This window comes from Streptococcus sp. 27098_8_22, assembly GCF_041432415.1.
Taxonomy (GTDB): domain Bacteria; phylum Bacillota; class Bacilli; order Lactobacillales; family Streptococcaceae; genus Streptococcus; species Streptococcus pseudopneumoniae_M.
Genome location: NZ_JAPVZP010000002.1, coordinates 167,899 through 191,987, shown reverse-complemented (window position 1 = coordinate 191,987; position 24,089 = coordinate 167,899). Strand labels below are relative to the sequence as shown.

The following is a 24,089-nucleotide window of genomic DNA, read 5'->3' as shown; positions in this document are numbered from 1 at the left end:
TTAGGTAAATAAATTTACAAACAAAAGGAGCGTTTGTTATGACAATTTCATGGATTCAAGCAATCTTGCTTGCTGTTTTCGCCAGCTTGTCTTCAATGCCTGGTATGGGAGGTTCCAGTATCGGGAACTATACACTCGGTCGTCCCTTGATCGGTGGGTTGATTTCAGGTTTAATTCTTGGAGATGTGACAACCGGTATTATGGTCGGGGTTGCCCTTCAAGTCGTTTATATCGCCTTGGTAACACCTGGTGGAACCGTATCTGCCGATGTTCGTGCCATCTCTTATATCGGTGTTCCTCTTGCTATCTTGTTTGTGCATGCAAATCACATCACAGACGAAGCTGGAATTGCCGCAGCTGCAGCCCCAATCGGTGCGGCCGTTGGGACAATCGGTACTGTTCTTTTCTACGGTACAGCTACAATGAACTTGCTTTGGCAACACATTGGTTGGAAAGCTGTTGAAGAAGGAAACTTCAAAAAACTCTACGCAGTTGACTGGGTTTATCCTTGGATTTCTCACTTCCTCTTCTCTTTCCTTCCAACTATGATTATCACTAAATATGGTGAAAACATGGTTGATTTGATGAAACTTTACCTGCCTATGGATGGTTTCTGGATGAAAGCCCTCTTTACAGTTGGAGCCCTTCTCCCATGTGTCGGTATTGCTATCTTGTTGAAACAAATTGTTACAAAAGCAACTGACTTCATTCCATTCTTTGTTGGATTTACCTTGGCTAAATCTCTAGGATTGAACTTGGTAGCTAGTGCGGTTGTTTCATTAATCTTTGCAGTAATCTACTATGAACTTGAAGTGATTAAATCTATGAAAGCAGCTCCGGCTGGAGTGGTGTACGTAGATGATGATGAGGAGGATATTTAAGATGGCTGATAGAAAGAAAATTTCAAAGAAAACATTAGCAAAAGCATTTCATCATTGGTATTATGGTCATTTGACTTGTTTCTCTCAAGAACACATGCAAACCTTTGGGTACTTGACTTCTATGCTTCCAATCGTAGAAGAAATGTATGATACAAAAGAAGAACAAAAAGATGCCATGCAAACCTATACTGCCTTCTTCAATACTGAACCACAACTTGGCTCTCTCGTTGTAGGGATTACGGCTGGTTTGGAAGAAGCGCGTGCAAATGGAGATGCAGTAGATGGTGAAACCATCAATGGTATGCGTGCCGGTTTGATGGGGCCAATCGCTGGTATCGGTGACTCATTGGTCGTTGGGACCTTGATTCCAGTTCTTTTGGGGATTGCACTTGGTCTTTCTAAAGGTGGTAACGTCGCTGGTGCTATCTTCTACATCGTCGTATGGAACCTCTTAGTATACTTTGGTATGCGCTTTGCCTTCTTCAAAGGATATCAATTGGGGGATAAAGCCGTTGAATTCCTAGTAGGACCAAAAGGACAAGCTCTTCGTAAAGCAATTAGCGTTGTTGGTGGTATGGTTATTGGTGCGGTAGCAGCAACTTGGGTATCTGTTACAACAGCCCTTCAATTCGAGAATTCTGAAGGAAAAGTCTTTTTAAATATCCAAGAAAAGATTGATGGTGTTTATCCAGGGCTCTTGACAGCAACTTTCATCACTATTTGCTGGTGGTTAATGTCTAAGAAAAAAGTTTCACCAAACAAAGTTATGTTGCTTCTAGTTGTTGTCGCTTTGGTCGGTGTTGCTCTAGGTATCTTTGACCCACATCTTAATTACTAAGCTCAAGAAAAGCACATATTTACTAGTAGAAAATTTTGAGAATGAAGTAGACTAACCTCCTTCTCTTCCCCTTCATTCTCAATTTTTGTCAGGAGGATTTTCATGGTTACAAAACAAGAACTTGTTAATGGATATGAAACAGAAATTAGGTATCAACGTCATATGATTGAAAATCTTGGCCGTTGGTTTAGCTTACTCTTTATCATTGCCAGTATAGGTATGGTCTTGATTTATCTCTTTCATAAAAGCTTCCTCACAATCTTAATTTTCGGAATTTTACTTGCTTTGGTTGGAATATTGGGAATGGTGGTTTTTGGATATGGTATCTACCGAGGGCGGATCAATCTCCAAAAGGTTATCAATGATTTCAATCAAAAATTGACGATTCTCAATTAATATTAAAGGAACATCTCATTCATTTTTGAGGTGTTTTTTTCTTGACTATTTCTGACTAAGTGATACAATAGAACTATGGTTTAGCACTCATACGTAAAGAGTGCTAACAATATGATTATCTTATGGAGGAAAGCAGATGTTGAAACCATTAGGAGACCGCGTGGTCTTGAAAATTGAAGAAAAAGAACAAACTGTTGGAGGCTTTGTCCTTGCAGGATCAGCTCAAGAAAAAACAAAAACAGCTAAAGTAGTGGCTACAGGACAAGGTGTTCGTACCTTGAGCGGTGAACTAGTCGCTCCAAGTGTAAAAGTTGGAGATCAGGTTTTGGTTGAAGCTCATGCAGGTATTGATGTCAAAGATGGTGACGAAAAATATGTCATCGTGGGTGAAGCTAACATCTTAGCAATCGTTGAAGAATAAGAGGAGGAAGGTAAGTATGTCAAAAGAAATTAAATTTTCATCTGATGCACGTTCAGCAATGGTCCGTGGTGTTGATATCCTAGCTGATACAGTTAAAGTAACCTTGGGGCCTAAAGGACGTAATGTAGTTCTTGAAAAATCATTCGGCTCACCATTGATTACCAATGACGGTGTAACCATCGCTAAAGAAATCGAACTAGAAGACCATTTTGAAAATATGGGTGCCAAATTGGTATCAGAAGTAGCTTCTAAAACCAATGATATCGCTGGTGACGGGACAACTACTGCAACAGTTTTGACCCAAGCTATTGTTCGTGAAGGGATCAAAAACGTTACAGCAGGAGCAAATCCAATTGGTATCCGTCGTGGGATTGAAGCAGCGGTTGCTGCAGCTGTAGAAGCCTTGAAGAACAATGCTATTCCTGTTGCAAACAAAGAAGCTATCGCGCAGGTTGCTGCCGTATCCTCTCGCTCTGAAAAAGTTGGTGAGTACATCTCTGAAGCCATGGAAAAAGTTGGCAAAGATGGAGTCATCACCATTGAAGAATCACGTGGGATGGAAACAGAGCTTGAAGTTGTAGAAGGAATGCAATTTGACCGTGGTTATCTATCACAGTACATGGTCACTGACAATGAAAAAATGGTTGCAGACCTTGAAAATCCATACATTTTGATTACAGATAAAAAGATTTCAAATATCCAAGAAATCTTGCCACTACTAGAAAGCATCCTTCAAAGCAGTCGTCCCCTCTTAATCATTGCAGACGATGTTGACGGTGAAGCTCTTCCAACTCTTGTTTTGAACAAGATCCGTGGAACCTTCAACGTAGTTGCTGTTAAGGCGCCTGGATTTGGTGACCGTCGTAAGGCTATGTTGGAAGATATCGCTATCTTGACAGGTGGAACTGTTATCACAGAAGATCTTGGTCTTGAATTGAAAGATGCTACCATTGAAGCACTTGGTCAAGCAGCGAGAGTAACTGTAGATAAAGATAGCACTGTTATTGTAGAAGGCGCAGGTAATCCTGAAGCAATTGCTAACCGTGTTGCTGTCATCAAATCACAAATTGAAACAACAACTTCAGAATTCGACCGTGAAAAACTCCAAGAACGCTTGGCTAAATTGTCAGGTGGAGTTGCTGTTATCAAGGTCGGTGCTGCAACAGAGACAGAATTGAAAGAAATGAAACTCCGTATCGAGGATGCCCTAAACGCGACTCGTGCAGCTGTTGAAGAAGGAATCGTTGCAGGTGGTGGTACTGCCCTTGTTAATGTTATCTCTGCTGTTGCTGCCTTGGAGTTAGAAGGTGATGAAGCAACAGGACGTAACATTGTTCTTCGTGCCTTGGAAGAACCTGTACGTCAAATCGCTTACAATGCAGGTTATGAAGGTTCAATTGTTATTGATCGTTTGAAAAATGCAGAGCTTGGAACAGGCTTCAATGCTGCAACAGGTGAATGGGTCAACATGATTGAAGCAGGAATTATCGATCCTGTTAAGGTTAGCCGTTCAGCCCTTCAGAACGCAGCTTCAGTAGCAAGCTTGATTCTTACAACAGAAGCAGTCGTAGCTAACAAACCAGAACCAGCTGCACCAGCACCAGCTATGGATCCATCTATGATGGGTGGCTACTAAGAAATAAATAAAAACAGGTAGAATGAAAGATTTCTACCTGTTTCTTTTGAATTACTCAAAAAGAGGAAGCTCAGCCTCCTCTTTTTACATCTATTTAATTATGGTTTGATAACTTCAGCTCCACCCATGTATGGACGAAGAACTTCTGGAATGGTCACAGAACCATCTTCATTTTGATAGTTTTCAAGAATAGCAGCGACTGTACGACCAACAGCAAGTCCAGAACCATTCAAAGTATGAAGAAGTTTAACCTTACCATCGGCTTCATCACGGTAACGGATTTGGGCACGACGAGCTTGGAAATCTTCTGTATTTGAACAGCTTGAGATTTCACGGTAGGTATTTTGCGCAGGGATCCATACTTCCAAGTCATAAGTCTTAGCAGCAGAGAAGCCCATATCTCCAGTAGAGAGAGCAACCACACGGTATGGAAGGTTGAGTTTTTGAAGGATGTTTTCAGCGTTGGCTGTCATCTTTTCTAGTTCTTCGTATGACTCTTCAGGTTTGGCAAATTTCACCATTTCAACCTTGTGGAATTGGTGCAAACGAATCAAACCACGAGTATCACGACCAGCTGAACCAGCTTCAGAACGGAATGATGGGCTCATAGCAGTAAAGTAGATTGGTAAGTCTTTTCCATCAAGAATTTCATCACGGTAGTAGTTGGTCAGAGGAACTTCAGCTGTAGGAATGAGGACGTAGTTCGTATCTTTCAATTCAAATGTATCTTCTTTGAATTTTGGATATTGACCAGTACCGAACATAGAATCATGGTTAACCATGTAAGGTGTGATGACTTCAGTGTAACCTTCTTTTCCATGCTCATCCAACATAAAGTTGTAGATAGCACGTTCCAAACGAGCCCCAAGTCCTTTATAGAAGAGGAAGCGCGCTCCAGTTACCTTTCCACCACGTTCCCAGTCAAGAATACCAAGATCTTCACCTAGATCCCAGTGAGCTTTTGGTTCAAAGTCGAACTCGCGAGGAGTTCCCCAACGGCGAACTTCTACGTTATCATCTTCGTCTGCACCGATAGGCACGCTATCAGCTGGGATGTTTGGAAGAGTAGTGGTAAATTCTGTTAATTTCGCATCAATTTCTGCCAATTCAGCATCAAGAGCTTTTACCTCGGCAGAGAGGGTCTGCATAGCTGCAATCTTATCATCGGCATTTTCCTTGTTGCGCTTAGCTTGAGCAATTTCAGCAGAAACCGTGTTACGCTCAGCCTTGAGGGTTTCAACCTTGACCAAGATGTCACGACGTTTAGCATCGATTTCTTTCATCTCGTTCAAGATAGCAGCATCTACACCACGTGTAGCTAGTTTTTCTGCGACAGCATCAAAGTCTGTACGAATACGTTTGATATCTAACATATAAACTCCTTTATGAAAAAAGCACACCTGACAAAGCGTTGGAGTGGCAGGGCCACGGTTCCATCCAACTTCACAGGTGTGCACTTGATTCTGTATTTGATTTAAAACAACGGTAGAATTTCAATTAAATCTTCTATCTGCTCGCAGCACCCGCAGACTTTCTGAAAGAAGGAAGTAACCTACTTATCCGTTTCTATGATTATACTAAACTTTCTATTTTTTTGCAAATAGATTTTTAATTTTTCGACCAATGATTTGAACTAAGGTAGGAAGTTTGACTACCTTGTCATTTCCCAATTTTTCACGAGCAATCTTAAGAATTTTTCCAGAGTCTTTTGAGGCGAAGAGAAATTTTCCTTGATCTGTAAAGATTTCAAAATGACGACTAACCTTGCGGCCTGAAACATTGGCTCCGATTTGATTAATGCTGGACCATGGGATTTGAATATAGTCCTCGACATTACGATCTGCGTAAAATTCTAAAGCATGATCTCCGACCAGAAATTTTCCAACCTTTCCTGTAATGGAGAGATAGGAAGTTCCAGTTGTTTGCAAGTCGACGACCTTGTTGAGGGATTGTGCCATGTTTAGTCTTCCTTATTTTCACCGAAAAATGCTTGGTAGAGAGCTTTAAGAGCGGCTTTTTCTTGGTCTTTATGGACAACAAACATGATAGAAACTTCACTAGAGCCTTGTGACATCATTTGGATGTTGATGTTGTTCTCAGATAGGGCACGAGTGGCTGTAGCAGTTACCCCGATATGACGCTTCATTTTTTCCCCAACAATCATAATGATAGAGAGGTCGTGTTCGATTTCAGCGTGGTCTACCTCTGCTTTTTGGACTAATTGACGAAGGATTTCTTCTTCCTTGATTGGAGTCAATTCTCGTGAACGTAAGATGATAGACAGGTCATCGATACCAGTTGGCATGTGTTCCCAACCAATATTAAGGTCCTCAAGAATCTGAAGAACTTTACGACCAAAACCGATTTCGCGGTTCATCAAATACTTAGACATATTAATGCTGACAAAGCCAGAATCTCCAGCAATACCAACAACTGGGAATTTGTCGCTGCTATGTTGTAGTACGATACGAGTTCCTGGATGGTCAGGGTTATTGGTGTTCTTGATAACCAAAGGAATTTTCCCACGGTAGGCAGGTAGAAGTGCTTCATCGTGTAGTACAGAGAATCCTGCATAGGCCAATTCACGCATTTCACGGTAGGTCAATTCAGGGATAGAGTGTGGTTTATGGATAATACCAGGGTGAGCTGCAAAGATTCCATCTACATCAGTAAAGTTTTCATAGAGGTCAGCTTTGACACCAGCAGCAATGATTGAACCAGTAATATCTGATCCCCCACGTGAGAAGGTACAAATTTGATCTTCTTTAGTAACACCGAAGAAACCAGGGATAACAAGAACTTCAGTTGAATTTGTCAATTCCTCGATTTTATCATAACTTGATGGGATGATTCGCGCATTTCCAGGTTCGCTCGTAACGACGATACCAGCTTCCCTAGGATGAACATAACGCGCCTCCAAGCCATTTTGGTTAAAGTAGGCTGCAATCAACTTAGCATTGTTATTTTCTCCAGCTGCTAGGAAGGTATCATAGAGGAACTTATTATCTTCAATTGGAAGAGTAGCTAGAGAGCGAATGCTTTTTGAAATTTTGTCTAAAACGGCTGGTTTGAGACCTAATTCGCTAACCATAGCAGCATAGCGATCAATAATCCAGTTTTGGCTTTTGCTAATATCATTTCCAGCTACATAGTCGCGGTAGTATTTAATCAAGGCATCTGTCACCTTGGTATCTTCAGAATTTCGTTTACCAGGTGCAGATACAACCACAAAACGACGTTCTGGATCACTTTTGACAATATTTAAAACTTTTTCTAACTGATTAGCAGAGGCAAGCGAGCTTCCACCAAATTTAACAACCTTCATAAGAACTCCTAAAGTAAGTATTTTATACGATTATAGCAGAAAGAGGGGCTTTTTTCAATCTGGAAAATGTCCTATATAATTGTTTGAATGTCTCATCAGGAAAGCTTATAATAAAGGTGCAGGAGAAAAGACTCTTCTAACGAAAGGAGTTGGGGGAAGATGATTAAAAGAGTAGTTTGTTTAATCTTATTAGTCCTTAGCTTCGTGATGATTCCTACAAATATCGGAGCAAGTTCTCAACCTCTTCCCAGTGGTCGTTTGACGGGAGAAGAATTAGCGATAGAATATGCTCAGGAAGGTCAGATTTCAGTTGAGAGGGCTAAAATTATCTTATCTATCGGCTTGTCAGATAGTAAGTCAAGGACCTATCGAATTCTCTCTGAAAAGATTATCGTCAATCCTAACTATGAAGCTAGAGTCAAGTTTTATTGTCGAACAGATGAAAGTGGACAATTTAGAGGAATCACGAAACTCTTAGCTACAAGTCTGGTCAACAAGGACGGAAATAAGGAGGCTCCTTTTACAGGAAATCTTTTTGCCTACCTAGAAGATCCAAATCGTGTTTTTTACATGGTTTCAGGAGAATTCTACCATAAGGGATCAAACCAAGAACAGCTTTATCAGAGAGAAGGAGGACGAATGCTTGAAGTGATTTATGATTTCATGGATGATACAAGTACTGGTTTTCCTGTATTTTTAGAGACCAAACTAAGATTTTAAAATCGGCCGAGACACTTTCGGTCGATTTTTCTCTTGTTTAAAAAGCCGGAAAAAGATATAATTTGAAAACAAAATAATTTATTCTTCGTTGTAAATTAAAAGGAGTGCCTATGAATCATATTCTCTATCAAGTTCAAGACGATTTAGCGATACTAACTTTAAATCGTCCTGAGGTGGCCAATGGTTTTCATATTCCTATGTGTCAAGAAATTCTAGAAGCATTGGAATTGGCTGAAAAAGATGCTTCGGTTTCGTTTATTCTCATTAATGCTGCTGGCAAAGTCTTCTCCGTTGGAGGGGATTTAGTAGAAATGAAACGTGCAGTCGATGAGGATGACATTGGCTCCCTTACTCAAATTGCGGAGTTGGTAAATACGATTTCCTATAAGATTAAACAAATTTCTAAACCAGTCATTATGGAGGTGGATGGAGCAGTTGCTGGAGCTGCGGCTAATATGGCTTTAGCAGTTGATTTCTGTATTGCTTCTGACAAAGCTAAATTCATTCAGGCCTTTGTAGGTGTGGGCTTAGCTCCTGATGCGGGTGGCTTATTCTTGCTTACACGATCACTAGGTACGACTCGGGCAACGCAATTAGCTATGACTGGAGAAGCTTTCACAGCAGAAAAAGCACTGGAAGCTGGAGCTGTCTATCGTCTGTGTGCTAGTGATCAACTGGAAAAGACAAGAGAACAACTATTGAAGAAGTTGAGAAGAGGCTCCTCTAACTCCTATGCTGCTATTAAAAAGTTAGTCTGGGAGAGCGAGTTTAAGCAGTGGCACGAGTACGCACAGCTAGAACTGGAATTGCAAAAATCTCTATCTTATACGGAAGATTTTAAAGAAGGTGTTCGTGCACATTCTGAAAGACGACGTCCAAAATTTATCGGAAAGTAAAAAAATACTTGCACAATTCTTTGAAGTTTGATATACTTTTTTTGTCAAATGTTTTGATAGTTAAACTTTTTTGATAAGGGAGGGAAGAGAATTGGACTACCAACGGATCAATGACTATTTAACATCTATTTTTAATAACGTCCTGGTGATTGAGGAAGTAAGTTTGCGAGGTAGTCGTTTCAAGGACATCTCTATCAAGGAAATGCACACAATTGATGTGGTTGGTAAGTTTCCAAATGCGACACCAAGTCAAGTGTCCAAAGAGTTGATGGTAACTCTAGGAACAGTGACAACTAGCTTGAACAACTTGGAACGAAAAGGTTACATCGAACGCTTACGTTCAGATCAGGATCGTCGTGTAGTACATCTGCATTTGACCAAGAAAGGTCGACTTGTACATCGTCTCCATAAACGTTTCCACAAGGCCATGGTCGAAAGAATTATCGAAGGCATGAGCCCAGAGGAAATGGATGTTATGAGTAAAGGTTTGATCAATCTTTATCAATTTTTGGAGGATTTGAAATAATGGCTTTTGCGAAAATAAGCCAGGTTGCTCATTATGTACCAGAGCAGATTGTCACAAATGAAGATTTGGCTCAGGTTATGGATACGAGTGATGAATGGATTTCAAGTCGAACTGGGATTAAGGAACGTCGCATTTCTAAGACAGAATCAACAGGAGATTTGGCAACGGCAGTTGCAAAACAACTCCTAGAGAAGTCAGGTATTTCTGCTGAAGAGTTGGATTTTATCATTCTAGCTACGATGACACCTGACTCGATGATGCCTTCAACAGCCGCTCGTGTTCAGGCTAAAATCGGCGCTCACAAGGCTTTTACCTATGACTTAACAGCTGCCTGTAGTGGCTTTATCTTTGCCTTATCAACTGCAGAGAAGTTCATCTCTTCAGGAGCTTATCGTAAGGGTCTAGTTATCGGTAGTGAAACCATGTCAAAAGCTTTAGACTGGTCAGATCGATCAACAGCTGTTCTTTTTGGAGACGGTGCTGGTGGCGTCTTACTAGAAGCAAGTGAACAGCCACATTTCCTAGCGGAGAGTCTCAATAGCGATGGTTCGCGTAGTGAGTGTTTGACATATGGACAGACTGGTTTAACTTCACCATTTTCAAATCAAGAAAAGCCCGATGCTTTCTTGAGAATGGATGGTCGAGCAGTCTTTGATTTTGCGATTCGAGATGTTGCTAAGTCTATAAAAAATACTATAGTAGAGAGTCCTCTGTCGGCAGAAGAACTAGATTATCTCTTGCTTCATCAAGCTAATATTCGAATTTTAGATAAGATGGCTAGAAAGATCGGTGTAGATCGAGACAAGCTTCCTGCCAATATGACCAAGTATGGAAATACCAGTGCGGCAAGTATTCCGATCCTACTTTCAGAGTGTGTAGAGGAAGGGCTCATTCGTTTGGATGGTAGCCAAAATATTCTCTTGTCAGGCTTCGGTGGAGGTTTGACATGGGGCACACTTATTGTTACAATTTAGGTAATCATGTGGTGAACACATTGTTATAAAAAACTATTTATTTTAAAGGAGTCTATCATGGCAGTATTTGAAAAAGTACAAGAAATTATCGTTGAAGAACTTGGAAAAGATGCATCAGAAGTAACGCTTGAATCTACTTTTGATGATTTGGATGCAGATTCATTGGACTTGTTCCAAGTGATCTCAGAAATTGAAGACGCTTTTGATATCCAAATCGAAGCTGAAGATAATTTGAAAACAGTTGGCGACTTGGTTGCTTACGTTGAAGAGCAAACAAAATAATTAAAATAAAAGAAGAAGGAGTAGGGGAGACCCGCTCCCTCTTGTTTAGGCAATAGTTTGACCGTCAAATTATAAAAAGATCGAACTATTACGTAAGCAAGACATATGGAGGCAATATGAAAACACGTATCACTGAACTATTAAATATTAAATATCCGATCTTCCAAGGTGGAATGGCCTGGGTGGCAGATGGCGATTTGGCTGGAGCTGTTTCAAAAGCGGGTGGTCTCGGTATCATTGGTGGAGGAAATGCTCCTAAAGAAGTGGTTAAGGCTAATATCGATAAGATTAAATCATTAACAGACAAACCTTTTGGTGTCAATATCATGCTTCTGTCTCCATTTGTTGAGGATATTGTTGACCTTGTGATTGAAGAAGGAGTTAAGGTAGTCACAACTGGTGCAGGGAATCCAAGTAAATATATGGAACGATTCCATGAAGCAGGAATCACCGTTATTCCTGTAGTACCTAGCGTAGCTTTGGCTAAACGAATGGAAAAAATTGGAGCGGATGCCGTCATTGCTGAAGGTATGGAAGCTGGTGGACACATCGGTAAATTAACGACCATGACCTTGGTTCGTCAAGTTGCAGCTGCTGTTTCAATTCCTGTTATCGCTGCTGGTGGTATTGCAGACGGTGAGGGAGCAGCAGCTGGATTTATGCTTGGTGCAGAAGCTGTGCAAGTAGGAACTCGTTTTGTAGTTGCTAAAGAATCAAATGCTCATCCAAACTATAAAGCTAAAATTTTAAAAGCTCGTGATATCGACACAACGATCTCAGCACAACATTTTGGACACGCAGTTCGTGCCATTAAAAACAAATTGACTCGTGATTTCGAGCAAGCTGAAAAAGATGCCTTCAAACAAGAAAATCCAGATTTGGAAATTTTTGAACAAATGGGGGCAGGTGCTCTAGCCAAAGCGGTTGTTCACGGAGATGTGGATGGTGGATCTGTTATGGCAGGTCAAATTGCTGGCCTTGTTTCCAAAGAAGAAACTGTTGAAGAAATCTTAAAAGATATTTACTACGGTGCAGCTGAAAAGATTCAAGCAGAAGCTGCTCGTTGGGCAGGAGTTACAAGAAATGACTAAAACAGCCTTTCTATTTGCAGGTCAAGGAGCACAGTACTTAGGAATGGGGCATGAACTCTATGACCAATATGCTATCGTCAAGGAAACAATCGACCAAGCTAGCCAAGTCTTGGGGTATGACCTTCGTGACTTGATTGATAATGATGAAACAAAGCTACATCAGACTCGTTACACGCAACCAGCTATTTTAGCTACGTCCGTTGCTATTTACCGACTACTAAAGGAGAAAGGTTATCAGCCTGATATGGTGGCAGGATTGTCTCTTGGAGAATATTCTGCCCTGGTAGCTAGTGGTGCACTGGATTTTGAAGATGCGGTGGCTCTAGTTGCTAAGCGTGGAGCCTATATGGAAGAAGCAGCACCTGCAGGGTCTGGTAAAATGGTAGCCGTACTCAATACTCCAGTTGAAGTTATTGAACAAGCTTGTCAAGAAGCTTCTCAACTTGGTGTTGTAACTCCAGCTAACTACAATACCCCAAGTCAAATTGTTATTGGTGGTGAGGTAGTGGCGGTAGATCGTGCAGTTGAACTTTTGCAAGAGGCAGGAGCAAAACGCTTGATTCCGCTCAATGTTTCTGGTCCATTCCATACAGCTTTATTGGAACCTGCTAGTCAAAAATTAGCTCAAGCCCTAGAAGATGTTGAGTTTAGTAACTTTGTTTGTCCACTTGTTGGCAATACAGAAGCAAATGTCGTGGGAAAAGAACGAATTGCTGAACTCCTGACTCGTCAAGTTAAGGAACCCGTTCGCTTTTATGAAAGTATTGCAGTCATGCAAGAAGCGGGTGTCACTCGTTTTATTGAGATTGGACCTAGTAAAGTTTTGTCAGGATTCGTCAAAAAGATAGATAAAACAGCTCAACTTGCTAATGTGGAAGATCAAGCAAGTTTACAAGCACTCTTAGAAAATTAGCCAAACTGGTAGAAGTTCTGAAAGGAGAAAAATGAAACTAGAACAGAAAAATGTCTTTATTACAGGCTCAAGTCGAGGAATTGGTCTTGCCATTGCTCATAAATTTGCCAGCTTGGGAGCCAATGTTGTCTTGAATAGTCGTGGTGAAATCTCCGAGGAGCTTCTAGCCGAATTTAAACCATACGGAGTGAAGGTCCTTACTATTTCTGGTGACGTTTCTGATTTTGCGGACGCAAAGCGTATGGTGGACCAAGCCATTGAAGAGCTGGGTTCAGTTGATGTCCTCGTTAATAATGCTGGGATTACTCAAGACACTCTCATGCTGAAGATGACAGAAGAAGATTTTGAGAAGGTTTTAAAAGTCAATTTGACAGGTGCCTTCAATATGACACAATCAGTCTTAAAACCGATGATAAAAGCTCGCGAAGGTGCTATCATCAATATGTCTAGTGTCGTTGGTTTGATGGGAAATATCGGTCAAGCAAACTACGCTGCTTCCAAGGCCGGTTTGATTGGATTTACCAAATCGGTAGCACGTGAGGTTGCCAATCGCAATGTGCGTGTCAATGCCATTGCTCCAGGAATGATTGAATCAGATATGACTGCAGTTCTATCTGATAAGGTGAAAGAAGCCATGTTGGCACAAATTCCGATGAAACAATTTGGCCAAGCTGAGCAAGTCGCAGAGGTGACAGCCTTTCTTGCAAGTCAAGATTATCTAACGGGACAAGTCATCGCAATTGATGGTGGACTAACCATGCAATAAGAGTTAAAATAGAGGTATAAAAATGAAACTAAATCGAGTAGTAGTAACAGGTTATGGATTAACATCTCCGATTGGGAACACACCAGAGGAATTTTGGAACAGTCTAAAAAATGGAAAGATTGGAATCGGTGAAATCACTAAGTTTGATCATAGTGCTTTTGATGTTCATAATGCGGCAGAAATTCAGGATTTTCCTTTTGACAAATATTTTGTAAAAAAAGATACCAACCGTTTTGATGACTATTCTTTGTATGCCTTGTATGCAGCTCAAGAAGCAGTGAACAATGCAAATCTTGACCTTGAAGCACTTGATAAAGACCGCTTTGGTGTCATTGTGGCATCAGGTATCGGTGGTATCAAAGAAATCGAAGACCAAGTGCTTCGACTACATGATAAGGGACCAAAACGTGTAAAACCATTGACACTTCCAAAAGCCTTGCCAAATATGGCTGCAGGGAATGTTGCTATGCGCTTTGGGGCAAATGGGATTTGTAAATCTATCAATACAGCTTGTGCTTCATCAAATGATGCTATCGGGGATGCCTTCCGTTCTATCAAATTTGGTTTCCAAGACATCATGCTAGTTGGTGGTTCAGAATCTTCTATTACTCCATTTGCCATTGCTGGTTTCCAAGCCTTAACAGCTCTTTCAACAACAGAGGACCCAACTCGTGCTTCTATTCCATTTGATAAGGATCGTAATGGATTTGTCATGGGTGAAGGATCAGGTATGTTGGTTCTTGAAAGTTTAGAGCATGCTGAAAAACGCGGTGCAACTATCCTAGCTGAAGTTGTCGGATACGGGAACACTTGTGACGCCTACCATATGACTTCACCACATCCAGAAGGCCAAGGTGCTATTAAAGCTATCAAACTTGCCTTGGACGAAGCTGAGATTACACCAGACCAAGTAGCCTATGTCAATGCTCATGGTACATCAACTCCTGCTAATGAAAAAGGAGAGAGTGGAGCGATTGTAGCTGTTCTTGGTAAGGAAGTACCTGTATCTTCAACCAAGTCATTTACAGGACACTTGCTCGGCGCAGCAGGTGCAGTTGAAGCCATTGCAACAATTGAAGCCATCCGTAACAACTATGTTCCAATGACAGCTGGAACAACAGAACTATCAGACTACATTGAAGCAAATGTTATTTATGGACAAGGCGTGGAACGTGAAATTCCTTATGCTATCTCAAACACTTTTGGATTTGGTGGGCATAATGCAGTTCTTGCTTTCAAACGTTGGGAGAATAAGTAAAGATGAATTTAAATGAAATCAAAGACTTGATGGCACAATTTGACCAGTCAAGCTTGAGAGAATTTTCTTATAAAAATGGAACGGATGAGTTACTCTTCAGCAAGAATGAAGCAAAACTTGTTGCAGAAACAAGTCCAGCACCTCAACCAGTTGTTTCAGCACCTGCACCTACAGTATCACCTCAAGCTCTAACTTCAACACCAGCTGTAGAAGTAGTTTCAGAAACAAGCGCTACTGAATCTGTAGCTGAAGGAGATTTAGTAGAGAGCCCACTTGTCGGAGTTGCTTACTTGGCTGCGGGACCAGACAAACCTAATTTTGTTTCAGTCGGTGATACTGTTAAAAAAGGCCAAACCTTGGTCATCATCGAAGCCATGAAGGTCATGAACGAAATTCCAGCACCTAAAGACGGTGTCGTAACAGAAGTTCTTGTTGCTAATGAAGAAATGGTTGAGTTTGGGAAAGGCTTGGTACGAATCAAATGATTGATATTCAAGGGATTAAAGAAGCTTTGCCACACCGCTATCCCATGCTCTTAGTGGATCGTGTTTTGGAAGTCAGCGAAGATACAATCGTTGCTATTAAAAATGTAACGATTAACGAACCTTTCTTCAACGGTCATTTTCCTCAATACCCAGTTATGCCAGGAGTCCTCATTATGGAAGCTTTAGCACAAACAGCAGGTGTTTTGGAATTATCAAAACCTGAAAACAAAGGGAAGCTTGTCTTCTATGCTGGTATGGACAAAGTCAAATTTAAGAAGCAAGTTGTTCCTGGTGATCAGCTTGTCATGACAGCAACGTTTGTCAAACGTCGTGGCACAATCGCCGTAGTAGAAGCGAAGGCAGAAGTAGATGGTAAGCTTGCAGCAAGCGGGACTTTGACCTTTGCTATTGGAAACTAGGGAGGTTTTCCATGTTTCGTAAGATTTTAATTGCCAATCGTGGTGAAATTGCTGTTCGTATTATTCGTGCGGCACGAGAGTTAGGAATTGCTACAGTTGCTGTTTATTCGACTGCTGACAAGGAAGCTCTCCACACGCTTTTGGCTGACGAGGCTATCTGTATCGGCCCTGGAAAGGCTACAGAATCTTATCTGAACATCAATGCTATCCTTTCAGCTGCGGTCTTGACTGAAGCTGAAGCCATTCACCCTGGATTTGGTTTTTTAAGTGAAAATTCCAAATTTGCCACCATGTGTGAAGAAGTCGGTATCAAATTTATCGGACCATCAGCTCGTGTCATGGATATCATGGGGGATAAAATTAACGCCCGTGCTCAAATGATTAAGGCTAATGTTCCCGTCATTCCAGGTTCAGATGGAGAAGTCCATACTGCAGAAGAGGCCCTCGCTATCGCCGAAAAAATTGGTTATCCAGTTATGCTGAAAGCTTCAGCTGGAGGTGGTGGTAAAGGGATTCGTAAGGTTGAAAAAGCAGAAGATCTTGTTTCAGCCTTTGAAACAGCCTCTAGTGAAGCTAAAGCCAACTTTGGTAATGGAGCTATGTACCTAGAGCGTGTGATTTATCCTGCTCGACATATTGAAGTACAGATTCTTGCTGACCAGATGGGCCATGTTATTCACCTAGGTGAGCGTGACTGTTCGCTTCAACGGAATAACCAAAAAGTTTTAGAAGAAAGTCCTTCAATTGCTATCGGGAAAACACTTCGTAATGAAATTGGTGCTGCAGCTGTTCGTGCAGCGGAGTCTGTAGGCTACGAAAATGCTGGTACGATTGAATTCCTACTAGATGAAGCAAGTGGGAAATTCTACTTTATGGAGATGAATACGCGTGTCCAAGTGGAACACCCAGTAACCGAATTTGTATCTGGTGTGGATATTGTTAAGGAACAAATCCGTATCGCGGAAGGTCAACCATTGACTTTGAAGCAAGAAGACATTGTTCTAAAAGGACATGCTATTGAGTGCCGTATCAACGCAGAAAACCCAGCCTTTAATTTTGCACCGAGCCCAGGTAAGATTACTAATCTTTATCTACCAAGCGGTGGTGTTGGCTTGCGTGTTGACTCTGCAGTTTATCCAGGGTATACCATTCCACCCTACTATGATAGTATGATTGCTAAAATTATTGTCCATGGTGAAAATCGTTTTGATGCTCTCATGAAAATGCAACGAGCTCTTTATGAACTCGAAATTGAAGGGGTTGTCACCAATGCTGATTTCCAACTCGATTTGATTTCAGATCGTCGAGTGATAGCAGGGGACTACGATACTTCCTTCTTGATGGAAACTTTCTTACCACACTATCAAGAAAAAGAATAATGTAATACTCTTCGAAAATCAAATTCAAACCGCGTCAGCTTCGCCTTGGATTATATATGTGACTGACTTCGTCAGTCTTATCTACAACCTCAAAGCAGTGCTTTGAGCAACCTGCAGCTAGCTTCCTAGTTTGCTCTTTGATTTTCATTGAGTATAAAAATAGTATAAGACCGAAAAGGGGGATGTATGGCTCTATTTAGTAAAAAAGATAAATATATTCGAATCAATCCCAATCGTTCGACTGTAAATCAACCTCAGATCAAGCCAGAGGTTCCAGATGAGCTCTTCTCTCAATGTCCAGGTTGCAAATATACGATTTACCAAAAGGACTTGGGGAGTGAGAGAATATGCCCTCACTGTGGCTATACCTTCCGTATTTCAGCTCAAGAGCGTTTAGCTTTAACCATTGATATGGGTACGTTTTTGGAAATGTTTAAAGGGATTGAGACTCAGGATCCTTTGAATTTTCCAGGCTATCGTAAAAAATTGACTTTGATGCGTGAAAAGACAGGTCTTGATGAGGCTGTTGTAACAGGAACAGCTTTGATTAAGGGAGAGAAGGTTGCCCTTGGCATCATGGATTCTAACTTTATTATGGCGTCAATGGGAACAGTTGTTGGTGAGAAAATCACTCGCTTGTTCGAATATGCGACCGCTGAAAAATTACCTGTCGTATTGTTTACAGCTTCTGGCGGAGCACGCATGCAGGAAGGAATCATGAGCTTGATGCAGATGGCCAAAATCTCTGCCGCAGTCAAACGTCATTCCAATGCAGGTCTCTTTTATCTGACAATCCTTACAGACCCGACGACTGGAGGAGTAACAGCTTCCTTTGCTATGGAAGGGGATATCATCTTGGCAGAACCCCAAAGTTTGGTAGGTTTTGCTGGACGCCGTGTGATTGAAAATACAGTAAGAGAAGACCTACCAGAAGACTTCCAGAAAGCAGAGTTTTTACTGGAACATGGTTTTGTAGATGCAATTATTAAACGGCGAGAATTGCCAGATACGATTGCTCGATTAGTAAGACTACACAGGAGGGAGAGTTGATGAATATTGCGAAAATCGTTAGAGAAGCTCGTGAACAAACTCGCCTAACAGCCTTGGACTTCGCAACAGGAATTTTTGATGATTTTATTGAGCTTCATGGGGACCGCTCCTTCCGTGATGATGGTGCTATTATTGGTGGTATCGGTTGGTTGGGAGACCAAGCAGTGACTGTTGTTGGAATCCAAAAAGGTAAAAGTTTACAAGATAATCTTAACCGTAACTTTGGTCAACCTCATCCTGAAGGTTACCGAAAAGCCCTTCGTTTGATGAAACAAGCAGAAAAGTTTGGTCGTCCAGTTGTAACCTTTATCAATACTGCTGGTGCCTATCCTGGTGTAGGTGCAGAAGAACGTGGTCAAGGTGAAGCAATTGCTAGAAATCTCTTTGAAATGAGCGACCTAAAAGTGCCCATTATTGCCATTATTATCGGAGAAGGTGGCTCTGGTGGAGCTCTAGCTCTAGCAGTGGCTGACCGTGTTTGGATGCTGGAAAACTCTATCTATGCAGTTCTCAGTCCTGAAGGCTTTGCTTCTATCTTGTGGAAAGATGGCACGCGTGCCATGGAAGCAGCTGAGTTGATGAAAATCACTTCCCACGAACTTTTGGAGATGGAAGTCGTAGATAAGGTTATTTCAGAGAGAGGTCTCTCTGCCAAAGAACTGCTAGCTCGTGTGAAAAATGAACTTCAAACAGAAATTGAACAATTAAAACAATTACCGTTGGAGAAACTTTTGGAAGAGCGTTATCAACGCTTTAGAAAATATTAAAAAGACAGCTAGAACTAAAAAAGGTTCTAGCTTTTTGGTTTCTCTCAAAAATTCATTTCAGGATTAAAAATTGACAGTTGAGGAAATGGAACTGAGAGTCATGAAAAAAGATGTATATTATATAATAAGGAATGATAATCTATAAGTGCTACAGGGAATAGACTAAGCTTTTATAGATTTTATGCTGTGCTTGGTCAGTATATAACTGATAAACTGAATAGGGAGTTGTTATTCTTTCCCTCCATCAAGGTAATTTTTAGGAGTGAGTATGAAAAAACTAGGGCATTTGGGAGTCTTCATCTTACTGGTATTTTTATCGGTTTATCTACCAGAGTTAGGGATTATGCATCTGACTAAGTTTTTAGGATGGGGGATAGATGCCTATTCTATCTTTTTAACAGTAGAAGTAATAGCTCTTTTACTGTCATTTATCTACTGGTTGAAAAAGAAAAAGATGCTCTATATCGTTGAAAATGAGTCTTGGAAATGGTCGACAAATCTTTATCTTCTAGTCGCTCTAGTGGCTACTTATTTTGATCGTCAATTGGTGGATGCTTTTCAGTTACAGTTTCATCATTTAATTGATAACAAGTATATCTTTCAAGACCTTCTTTCGATTCTATACTCCAATGGGCAACCAACTTTTCTATCAACTGTTCTCAGTTTTAGTTTAACAGTAGTCGTCGGACCTATATTGGAGGAACTGGTTGATAGAGGGTACTTTATGAATACCTTTTTCCCCCAGTCCAAGTACTATCTGGATGTTATCCTATCTGCTCTTATCTTTGGACTTAGTCATTTGATCCTAACTCACCGAGATCCTATCAGTTTGATGTTTTATAGTTTAGGCGGTCTCTTCTATGCTCTGGTCTATCGTTGGACAAAGAATCTAAAAATCACCATCCTATGCCATAGTTTTTTCAACTTTCTCACTTATGCAAAACCTATCTGGATTTTTGTTTATAATTATGTCTATTACCACTTTTTTAGATAGTGGAAGGCAAAGAAAAAGTGTTTGATAATTGTCAAACACTTTTTCTATATTATTTAATCTTCTTCTGTCACAAATTGACTAAGGAGTCCATTGATGAAACGGGCTGACTTTTGATCTGAAAAGCTCTTAGCAAGCTCAATAGCTTCGTTAACAGCTACGAGCTGAGGAGTATCAAATGAAGTGATTTCAAAAACTCCTAGGCGTAGTAAATTCTTTTCTACCAAAGTCAGACGATCGATGGTCCAACCAGTTTTCAAATGTTGTGTGATTTGTTTGTCCAGATCATCCTTTTTAGCTTGGACACCAGAAACGAGCTCTACAAGGAAGTTAGGAAGTTGTACGTCTGTATCTTCGCGATCATGTGTGTAGGCGAAGCGACAAGCAGTTTCTAAATCCGAACCATATTCAAGACTCATCAAGGCTTGGAAAGCACACTTACGTAGTTCACGTCTAGATTCTAATAATGGACTAGTCATTGAGGAAGTCCTCGTCGAATAAGTCTTTCAATTCTGGTTTTGGTGTTTTATCTGGAACGATACCTGCAACGTGAATGTTGACAGCAGAGATTTCAACATCAGCCATGTTACGGACAGCATCCTTAACAGCTTTCTGGATAGCCATAGCAACCTTAGGAACTTTGACACCGTACTCTAGGTAGAGGTAGATATCAGCTGTGAGCTCATCGTTTGCTTCTTTTAGATATACGCCACGACCAAGAGAAAGTTTTGAAAGGGTGTCAGATACTGATTTGTTTGAAAAAGAGTGTACGCCTTCAACTTTCGCAGTTGCAATAGCAATGATTTTTTCAAGTACACGTGGGGCGATGACGATTTCGCCAAGTTGTTCTTCAATTCCCATAGAATGACCTCTTTCTAGTTTCTAGAGATTAGGCGCGAGAAACGTAAGTTCCTTCTGCAGTGTTGATAATCAATTTTTGACCTGCTTCGATGAAGTCTGGAACGTTTACGACAAGACCAGTTTCCATTGTTGCTGGTTTACCAGAACCTGTAACAGTAGCACCTTTAATAGATGGCTGTGTTTCAGTAACTGTCAATTCAACAGTAGTTGGTACAGTCACACCGATTACTTCAGTTCCGTAGAATTGGATTTTTACATCTGAGTTTTCAAGGATGTAAAGCAATTCGTTTTCAACATTCACAACAGGAATTTCGTATTGGTCATAAGTTTCTGTATTCATGAAGTAAGCTGTGTCGTCCATTTTGTACAAGTATTGAGCTGGAACTGTTTCGATGATCGCTTGCTCAAATTTTTCTTCTGGGCGGTAGCTTGTTTCAAAAGTTGAACCAGTGCGGACATCACGCAATTTCATACGCATGATAGTGTTTCCTTTACCTGGTTTGTGGTGGCTAGCTTCCAAAACGCGGATCAATTTTCCTTCAGCTGTTTCAAAAGTCATACCAGCCTTTAGTTTACTTGCTTCAATCATGTTTATACCTCTTTTATAAATAGTTTACTCTTTATTGTACCATAAAATGCAATAATTCTCAAATATCAGATGAGCTTGAATTAGTTGACTGGTACGATATTTCCTTCTTCATCTTTGGTTACGAGAACATACTTGCCGTCTACCTCGATGTAAAAGTTCTTGCTTGCAGTTTGCCCATTATTTTGAATAGGGGCTTGAGTTTGGGCTTGTTGGTTGAGTTGACCGCCAAGTGTTTGTCCTAAGTTCATTCCCATAATCATGTTCATACCATTACCATTGCCTTCATTGTTAGCAGCAGCGATGAGAGCTTCATTACGAGCACGACGTTCTTCAATCTCAATCGTATTGTACTTCATAGCGACAAGCTCGCTATCGAGTTTACGGACAATATCTAAGCTTTCTTGATCATAGCTCAAATCTTCAAGCAGGATGTTGGTTGTTTCAATCCCATAAAGTCCAGCCCATACCTTATTAACTTCTTGTTTAGCTAGCTCATTGAAAGTATCTTGATTGGCATTAAGGCTATAGATATCTACCTTGTTTTCATTGGTAAATTTAGCAATTGCAATGGCAATCTTTGGTGCGATATTTTGTCGGAGTGTTCCTTGAGCTACATTTTGTAACGTAAAGGCTTTATGGTCTTCAATTTGTTGACTGATGGAGCTAACATAGAATAGGACTGGATCAGCAACTTTGATATCAAACAAGCCATAGAAACGGATGTTGAGCAGTTGTTGATAACGTTCACTGAAATATTCTACAGCATTCTGTGTACCGAATTTATTTCCGGCAACGGGTTGCATACGAATAAAGATGATTTCTTGTTGGGTAATGACTTGACCACCAAAAGAGAAGCGGTTTTTGAAGTTTTCCCAAGTACCCTTTATACCACCTTTTTCAAGGAGCCAGGCATTATCTCCTGAACGCCATTCGTGGCTACCAGCTTCTAAGACATCTCCAAGGAAGGTACCGTTGTTCACTAGAATAGCGACATAGCCTTGAGGCACAATGACAATGCTACCATCTGTTAGTAGTCCAGTGTTTTGATTGCTTTGTCTAGATTTACCATCTGGATCTTTTGAAAGAAGTTGGCCTTTAATAGCCAAAGCATCGGCTGTTAGGTTATTTGGAAGTACGATCGCTTCTTTAAATTTGCTATCGTTGAAACTATTAAGCCCTGAAGATAGAGCGGCACGAATAAATCCCATAATTTCCTCCTAATTATAAAGTTCGTCTTCATCCACAACATCGTAGGTATCGAGTACCCATTGATTTGGACTACGTGTGAGCTCAGCTCCGCAATATTCACATTGGCTAATAGCTGAGATTTTCAATGGTGCACCACAGTTTGGACAGTGGTCACTGATTGCTTCATCACTGACATTTAGTTCAGTTTGACTTCCGTGTTTACGGATAAAGTTCATTTGATAGACTGTAAACAAGTCCTCTTGAGGATCACCTTCGATGACACGTTTGCTTTGGTCTTCAATGACATAGTCTCTGAGTGTAGATGACAAGATAACAACAAGGGTATCGTTACTATCAGGATTTTCATAGAAATCTTTGATGCGGATATTTTCAACATAGACTTTTTCTAAAACATTGGTTGTTTTTGCCCGAATATGATCTTCGAGTTGAGTACTATGTTGGGAATAGAGACTAGTACTTTCGAGAGAGCGAACCAAATTCCAATCCTTTTTAGTCCAGGCTGCCTGTAACTGAATATAGACTTCTTTAACCCATGAAGCGAAGGCATCAGCATCAAAGTTTGGATCACCATATTTGACACGACTAACAGCTAGTGCGTTGTGTTCTACTCGGCGATGGCTAGGTGGATTATATCCAGTTGAACTACCGTAAGACTTGCCAGAAGATGAATTCTGGTCGCTAAGATATTTGATGAACATGTAGAGTAAGAATCCTCCGACACCAAACATGATAAGCATGTTCATACCAGTACCTAAAGAACCACCTGAACTAGAGGAGCTGCTTCCAGATCGATAGCTACTTCTATAAGAGGAGCTGCGACTTGAGTTACTGCGGCTGCTACTTCTTGAACTACTTCGGCTAGAGCTACCACTTCGCGAATGGCCAACGCCAGCATCAATTGAGTTAAATGGTGTGAAAAAGAACAACAATAAACAAGTTGCGAGAAGAGTATATAACTTTTTCATATGTCTCCTAACTATGTGAGTACAAAAACAGTTTTTGCCAAATTTTATGTCTAAAAAGAGTTTTGGAGTTTTATAGTTTTATTTTCAATAAACCACCCTATAATCCAACCAAATACGAGTATATAATTCTCGATAGCACCAATCGCATTAACAGGAGAATGATATTCAATAAAATTTAACAAGTGATTTGTTCCTATTCCTATACCACCAATAATGAGGGCAAGAAGGGCAATTCTCAGGTAAAACCAATCGTACTTAATATTAACGGCAAGAATAATAATTAAGACAGCTAGATTCCAAATTCCAATTTCTCTTTGCCATCCTGCAGAAATACCGTAACCAGAATGCTCTCCCATATATGATGGGAGAAAGATTTGTAGAATAGAAGCACCCAACATGGCGACAATAACTAAAATAAATAGTACTCGTAAAAACTTGTTCATTTATTCTC

General features: G+C 40.6%; 30 protein-coding genes. 20 read left to right on the top strand and 10 right to left on the bottom strand.

The features are described 5' to 3' along the window. Positions 1-38 precede the first annotated feature (38 nt). The 5 genes from O3633_RS04550 to groL all read left to right on the top strand — a co-directional run bounded on the left by O3633_RS04550 (position 39) and on the right by groL (position 4,172). Positions 39-881 (top strand): PTS mannose/fructose/sorbose/N-acetylgalactosamine transporter subunit IIC, encoded by an 843-nt coding sequence (locus O3633_RS04550; protein WP_006151610.1) that lies wholly within the window; start codon positions 39-41, stop codon positions 879-881. Next, positions 865-1,719: a PTS system mannose/fructose/sorbose family transporter subunit IID gene (locus O3633_RS04545; RefSeq protein ID WP_223339403.1), complete on the top strand. Its 855-nt coding sequence runs from the start codon at positions 865-867 to the stop codon at positions 1,717-1,719. The genes O3633_RS04550 and O3633_RS04545 overlap by 17 nt, the downstream gene beginning before the upstream one ends. A gap of 102 nt (positions 1,720-1,821) precedes the next feature. Continuing rightward, positions 1,822-2,115 (top strand): DUF202 domain-containing protein, encoded by a 294-nt coding sequence (locus O3633_RS04540; RefSeq protein ID WP_223339402.1) that lies wholly within the window; start codon positions 1,822-1,824, stop codon positions 2,113-2,115. A gap of 136 nt (positions 2,116-2,251) precedes the next feature. Then, positions 2,252-2,536 (top strand): co-chaperone GroES, encoded by a 285-nt coding sequence (gene groES / locus O3633_RS04535; protein ID WP_371620532.1) that lies wholly within the window; start codon positions 2,252-2,254, stop codon positions 2,534-2,536. A 16-nt stretch (positions 2,537-2,552) separates the two neighbouring features. Further along, positions 2,553-4,172 carry a chaperonin GroEL gene (gene groL, locus O3633_RS04530; protein WP_371620531.1) on the top strand — a complete coding sequence of 540 codons (1,620 nt, stop codon included), beginning with the start codon at positions 2,553-2,555 and terminating at the stop codon, positions 4,170-4,172. A gap of 98 nt (positions 4,173-4,270) precedes the next feature. Here the strand turns inward: groL and serS are convergent, their stop codons facing one another. The 3 genes from serS to O3633_RS04515 form a co-directional block, all read right to left on the bottom strand. Beyond that, entirely contained in the window at positions 4,271-5,545 is a 1,275-nt protein-coding gene (serS, locus tag O3633_RS04525; RefSeq protein ID WP_000884217.1) for a serine--tRNA ligase, read from the bottom strand. 213 nt (positions 5,546-5,758) lie between these two features. Beyond that, positions 5,759-6,130 (bottom strand): DUF956 family protein, encoded by a 372-nt coding sequence (locus O3633_RS04520; protein WP_049508922.1) that lies wholly within the window; start codon positions 6,128-6,130, stop codon positions 5,759-5,761. Positions 6,131-6,132: 2 nt separating this feature from the next. Beyond that, positions 6,133-7,497, bottom strand: a complete 1,365-nt coding sequence (locus tag O3633_RS04515; RefSeq protein ID WP_371620530.1) for an aspartate kinase — start codon at positions 7,495-7,497, stop codon at positions 6,133-6,135. 159 nt (positions 7,498-7,656) lie between these two features. Here O3633_RS04515 and O3633_RS04510 point away from each other — a divergent pair, with 159 nt between their 5' ends. The 15 genes from O3633_RS04510 to O3633_RS04440 all read left to right on the top strand — a co-directional run bounded on the left by O3633_RS04510 (position 7,657) and on the right by O3633_RS04440 (position 20,017). Beyond that, a complete protein-coding gene (locus tag O3633_RS04510; RefSeq protein ID WP_371620529.1) occupies positions 7,657-8,217 on the top strand; it encodes a hypothetical protein in 561 nt (186 codons plus the stop codon). A gap of 110 nt (positions 8,218-8,327) precedes the next feature. Further along, complete coding sequence (locus O3633_RS04505) at positions 8,328-9,113, top strand: enoyl-CoA hydratase (protein ID WP_371620528.1); 786 nt, start codon at positions 8,328-8,330, stop codon at positions 9,111-9,113. Positions 9,114-9,204: 91 nt separating this feature from the next. Next, positions 9,205-9,639, top strand: coding sequence for a fatty acid biosynthesis transcriptional regulator FabT (fabT, locus tag O3633_RS04500; protein ID WP_000386344.1), 435 nt, complete (start codon positions 9,205-9,207; stop codon positions 9,637-9,639). Continuing rightward, on the top strand, positions 9,639-10,613 hold the full coding sequence (locus O3633_RS04495; protein WP_371620527.1) for a beta-ketoacyl-ACP synthase III: 975 nt from the start codon (positions 9,639-9,641) through the stop codon (positions 10,611-10,613). The genes fabT and O3633_RS04495 overlap by 1 nt, the downstream gene beginning before the upstream one ends. Positions 10,614-10,670: 57 nt before the next feature. After that, positions 10,671-10,895, top strand: a complete 225-nt coding sequence (locus O3633_RS04490; RefSeq protein WP_000257840.1) for an acyl carrier protein — start codon at positions 10,671-10,673, stop codon at positions 10,893-10,895. 116 nt (positions 10,896-11,011) lie between these two features. After that, positions 11,012-11,986, top strand: coding sequence for an enoyl-[acyl-carrier-protein] reductase FabK (gene fabK, locus O3633_RS04485; protein WP_049503073.1), 975 nt, complete (start codon positions 11,012-11,014; stop codon positions 11,984-11,986). After that, positions 11,979-12,899 (top strand): ACP S-malonyltransferase, encoded by a 921-nt coding sequence (fabD, locus tag O3633_RS04480; protein WP_371620526.1) that lies wholly within the window; start codon positions 11,979-11,981, stop codon positions 12,897-12,899. Before fabK ends, fabD begins: the two co-directional genes overlap by 8 nt. A gap of 31 nt (positions 12,900-12,930) precedes the next feature. Further along, positions 12,931-13,665: a 3-oxoacyl-[acyl-carrier-protein] reductase gene (fabG, locus tag O3633_RS04475; RefSeq protein ID WP_000764331.1), complete on the top strand. Its 735-nt coding sequence runs from the start codon at positions 12,931-12,933 to the stop codon at positions 13,663-13,665. Between the two features lie 22 nt (positions 13,666-13,687). Beyond that, positions 13,688-14,923: a beta-ketoacyl-ACP synthase II gene (fabF, locus tag O3633_RS04470; protein WP_070460154.1), complete on the top strand. Its 1,236-nt coding sequence runs from the start codon at positions 13,688-13,690 to the stop codon at positions 14,921-14,923. Positions 14,924-14,925: 2 nt separating this feature from the next. Further along, positions 14,926-15,408 carry an acetyl-CoA carboxylase biotin carboxyl carrier protein gene (gene accB / locus O3633_RS04465; RefSeq protein ID WP_371620525.1) on the top strand — a complete coding sequence of 161 codons (483 nt, stop codon included), beginning with the start codon at positions 14,926-14,928 and terminating at the stop codon, positions 15,406-15,408. Then, on the top strand, positions 15,405-15,827 hold the full coding sequence (fabZ, locus tag O3633_RS04460; protein WP_000565515.1) for a 3-hydroxyacyl-ACP dehydratase FabZ: 423 nt from the start codon (positions 15,405-15,407) through the stop codon (positions 15,825-15,827). The genes accB and fabZ overlap by 4 nt, the downstream gene beginning before the upstream one ends. An 11-nt stretch (positions 15,828-15,838) precedes the next feature. Then, positions 15,839-17,206, top strand: coding sequence for an acetyl-CoA carboxylase biotin carboxylase subunit (gene accC / locus O3633_RS04455; protein WP_371620524.1), 1,368 nt, complete (start codon positions 15,839-15,841; stop codon positions 17,204-17,206). A 186-nt stretch (positions 17,207-17,392) separates the two neighbouring features. Next, positions 17,393-18,256, top strand: coding sequence for an acetyl-CoA carboxylase, carboxyltransferase subunit beta (gene accD, locus O3633_RS04450; protein ID WP_049503080.1), 864 nt, complete (start codon positions 17,393-17,395; stop codon positions 18,254-18,256). Continuing rightward, positions 18,256-19,023 (top strand): acetyl-CoA carboxylase carboxyl transferase subunit alpha, encoded by a 768-nt coding sequence (locus O3633_RS04445; RefSeq protein WP_371620523.1) that lies wholly within the window; start codon positions 18,256-18,258, stop codon positions 19,021-19,023. Before accD ends, O3633_RS04445 begins: the two co-directional genes overlap by 1 nt. Positions 19,024-19,291: 268 nt before the next feature. After that, complete coding sequence (locus O3633_RS04440) at positions 19,292-20,017, top strand: CPBP family intramembrane glutamic endopeptidase (protein WP_371620522.1); 726 nt, start codon at positions 19,292-19,294, stop codon at positions 20,015-20,017. Between the two features lie 53 nt (positions 20,018-20,070). Here the strand turns inward: O3633_RS04440 and nusB are convergent, their stop codons facing one another. The 7 genes from nusB to O3633_RS04410 all read right to left on the bottom strand — a co-directional run bounded on the left by nusB (position 20,071) and on the right by O3633_RS04410 (position 24,081). Next, positions 20,071-20,493 carry a transcription antitermination factor NusB gene (gene nusB / locus O3633_RS04435; RefSeq protein ID WP_000203647.1) on the bottom strand — a complete coding sequence of 141 codons (423 nt, stop codon included), beginning with the start codon at positions 20,491-20,493 and terminating at the stop codon, positions 20,071-20,073. Continuing rightward, a complete protein-coding gene (locus O3633_RS04430; protein WP_049503061.1) occupies positions 20,486-20,875 on the bottom strand; it encodes an Asp23/Gls24 family envelope stress response protein in 390 nt (129 codons plus the stop codon). The genes nusB and O3633_RS04430 overlap by 8 nt, the downstream gene beginning before the upstream one ends. Positions 20,876-20,903: 28 nt before the next feature. After that, positions 20,904-21,464 (bottom strand): elongation factor P, encoded by a 561-nt coding sequence (efp, locus tag O3633_RS04425; protein WP_371620521.1) that lies wholly within the window; start codon positions 21,462-21,464, stop codon positions 20,904-20,906. 80 nt (positions 21,465-21,544) lie between these two features. Next, the gene (locus O3633_RS04420; protein WP_371620520.1) at positions 21,545-22,672 is read right to left on the bottom strand and encodes an SPFH domain-containing protein; all 1,128 of its coding nucleotides are present in this window, start codon (positions 22,670-22,672) and stop codon (positions 21,545-21,547) included. A 9-nt stretch (positions 22,673-22,681) separates the two neighbouring features. Continuing rightward, on the bottom strand, positions 22,682-23,416 hold the full coding sequence (locus O3633_RS04415) for a TIM44-like domain-containing protein (RefSeq protein WP_524539362.1): 735 nt from the start codon (positions 23,414-23,416) through the stop codon (positions 22,682-22,684). 8 nt (positions 23,417-23,424) lie between these two features. Next, positions 23,425-23,568 carry a hypothetical protein gene (locus O3633_RS10320; protein ID WP_524539361.1) on the bottom strand — a complete coding sequence of 48 codons (144 nt, stop codon included), beginning with the start codon at positions 23,566-23,568 and terminating at the stop codon, positions 23,425-23,427. 120 nt (positions 23,569-23,688) lie between these two features. Then, positions 23,689-24,081: a hypothetical protein gene (locus tag O3633_RS04410; RefSeq protein ID WP_371620518.1), complete on the bottom strand. Its 393-nt coding sequence runs from the start codon at positions 24,079-24,081 to the stop codon at positions 23,689-23,691. Positions 24,082-24,089: the final 8 nt, after the last annotated feature.

Bases quoted from the DNA above. Each gene is read 5' to 3' on its own strand.
- O3633_RS04520 (WP_049508922.1), bottom strand. From the start codon at position 6,130: ATGGCACAATCCCTCAACAAGGTCGTCGACTTGCAAACAACTGGAACT.
- O3633_RS04490 (WP_000257840.1), top strand. From the start codon at position 10,671: ATGGCAGTATTTGAAAAAGTACAAGAAATTATCGTTGAAGAACTTGGA.
- nusB (WP_000203647.1), bottom strand. From the start codon at position 20,493: ATGACTAGTCCATTATTAGAATCTAGACGTGAACTACGTAAGTGTGCT.
- accB (WP_371620525.1), top strand. From the start codon at position 14,926: ATGAATTTAAATGAAATCAAAGACTTGATGGCACAATTTGACCAGTCA.
- accD (WP_049503080.1), top strand. From the start codon at position 17,393: ATGGCTCTATTTAGTAAAAAAGATAAATATATTCGAATCAATCCCAAT.
- O3633_RS04440 (WP_371620522.1), top strand. From the start codon at position 19,292: ATGAAAAAACTAGGGCATTTGGGAGTCTTCATCTTACTGGTATTTTTA.
- O3633_RS04495 (WP_371620527.1), top strand. From the start codon at position 9,639: ATGGCTTTTGCGAAAATAAGCCAGGTTGCTCATTATGTACCAGAGCAG.
- fabZ (WP_000565515.1), top strand. From the start codon at position 15,405: ATGATTGATATTCAAGGGATTAAAGAAGCTTTGCCACACCGCTATCCC.
- O3633_RS10320 (WP_524539361.1), bottom strand. From the start codon at position 23,568: ATGCTGGCGTTGGCCATTCGCGAAGTGGTAGCTCTAGCCGAAGTAGTT.
- O3633_RS04415 (WP_524539362.1), bottom strand. From the start codon at position 23,416: ATGAACATGCTTATCATGTTTGGTGTCGGAGGATTCTTACTCTACATG.
- O3633_RS04445 (WP_371620523.1), top strand. From the start codon at position 18,256: ATGAATATTGCGAAAATCGTTAGAGAAGCTCGTGAACAAACTCGCCTA.
- O3633_RS04410 (WP_371620518.1), bottom strand. From the start codon at position 24,081: ATGAACAAGTTTTTACGAGTACTATTTATTTTAGTTATTGTCGCCATG.
- groES (WP_371620532.1), top strand. From the start codon at position 2,252: ATGTTGAAACCATTAGGAGACCGCGTGGTCTTGAAAATTGAAGAAAAA.
- O3633_RS04505 (WP_371620528.1), top strand. From the start codon at position 8,328: ATGAATCATATTCTCTATCAAGTTCAAGACGATTTAGCGATACTAACT.
- O3633_RS04545 (WP_223339403.1), top strand. From the start codon at position 865: ATGAGGAGGATATTTAAGATGGCTGATAGAAAGAAAATTTCAAAGAAA.
- O3633_RS04540 (WP_223339402.1), top strand. From the start codon at position 1,822: ATGGTTACAAAACAAGAACTTGTTAATGGATATGAAACAGAAATTAGG.
- groL (WP_371620531.1), top strand. From the start codon at position 2,553: ATGTCAAAAGAAATTAAATTTTCATCTGATGCACGTTCAGCAATGGTC.
- O3633_RS04510 (WP_371620529.1), top strand. From the start codon at position 7,657: ATGATTAAAAGAGTAGTTTGTTTAATCTTATTAGTCCTTAGCTTCGTG.
- fabD (WP_371620526.1), top strand. From the start codon at position 11,979: ATGACTAAAACAGCCTTTCTATTTGCAGGTCAAGGAGCACAGTACTTA.
- serS (WP_000884217.1), bottom strand. From the start codon at position 5,545: ATGTTAGATATCAAACGTATTCGTACAGACTTTGATGCTGTCGCAGAA.
- O3633_RS04420 (WP_371620520.1), bottom strand. From the start codon at position 22,672: ATGGGATTTATTCGTGCCGCTCTATCTTCAGGGCTTAATAGTTTCAAC.
- accC (WP_371620524.1), top strand. From the start codon at position 15,839: ATGTTTCGTAAGATTTTAATTGCCAATCGTGGTGAAATTGCTGTTCGT.
- fabK (WP_049503073.1), top strand. From the start codon at position 11,012: ATGAAAACACGTATCACTGAACTATTAAATATTAAATATCCGATCTTC.
- efp (WP_371620521.1), bottom strand. From the start codon at position 21,464: ATGATTGAAGCAAGTAAACTAAAGGCTGGTATGACTTTTGAAACAGCT.
- O3633_RS04550 (WP_006151610.1), top strand. From the start codon at position 39: ATGACAATTTCATGGATTCAAGCAATCTTGCTTGCTGTTTTCGCCAGC.
- fabF (WP_070460154.1), top strand. From the start codon at position 13,688: ATGAAACTAAATCGAGTAGTAGTAACAGGTTATGGATTAACATCTCCG.
- O3633_RS04515 (WP_371620530.1), bottom strand. From the start codon at position 7,497: ATGAAGGTTGTTAAATTTGGTGGAAGCTCGCTTGCCTCTGCTAATCAG.
- O3633_RS04430 (WP_049503061.1), bottom strand. From the start codon at position 20,875: ATGGGAATTGAAGAACAACTTGGCGAAATCGTCATCGCCCCACGTGTA.
- fabG (WP_000764331.1), top strand. From the start codon at position 12,931: ATGAAACTAGAACAGAAAAATGTCTTTATTACAGGCTCAAGTCGAGGA.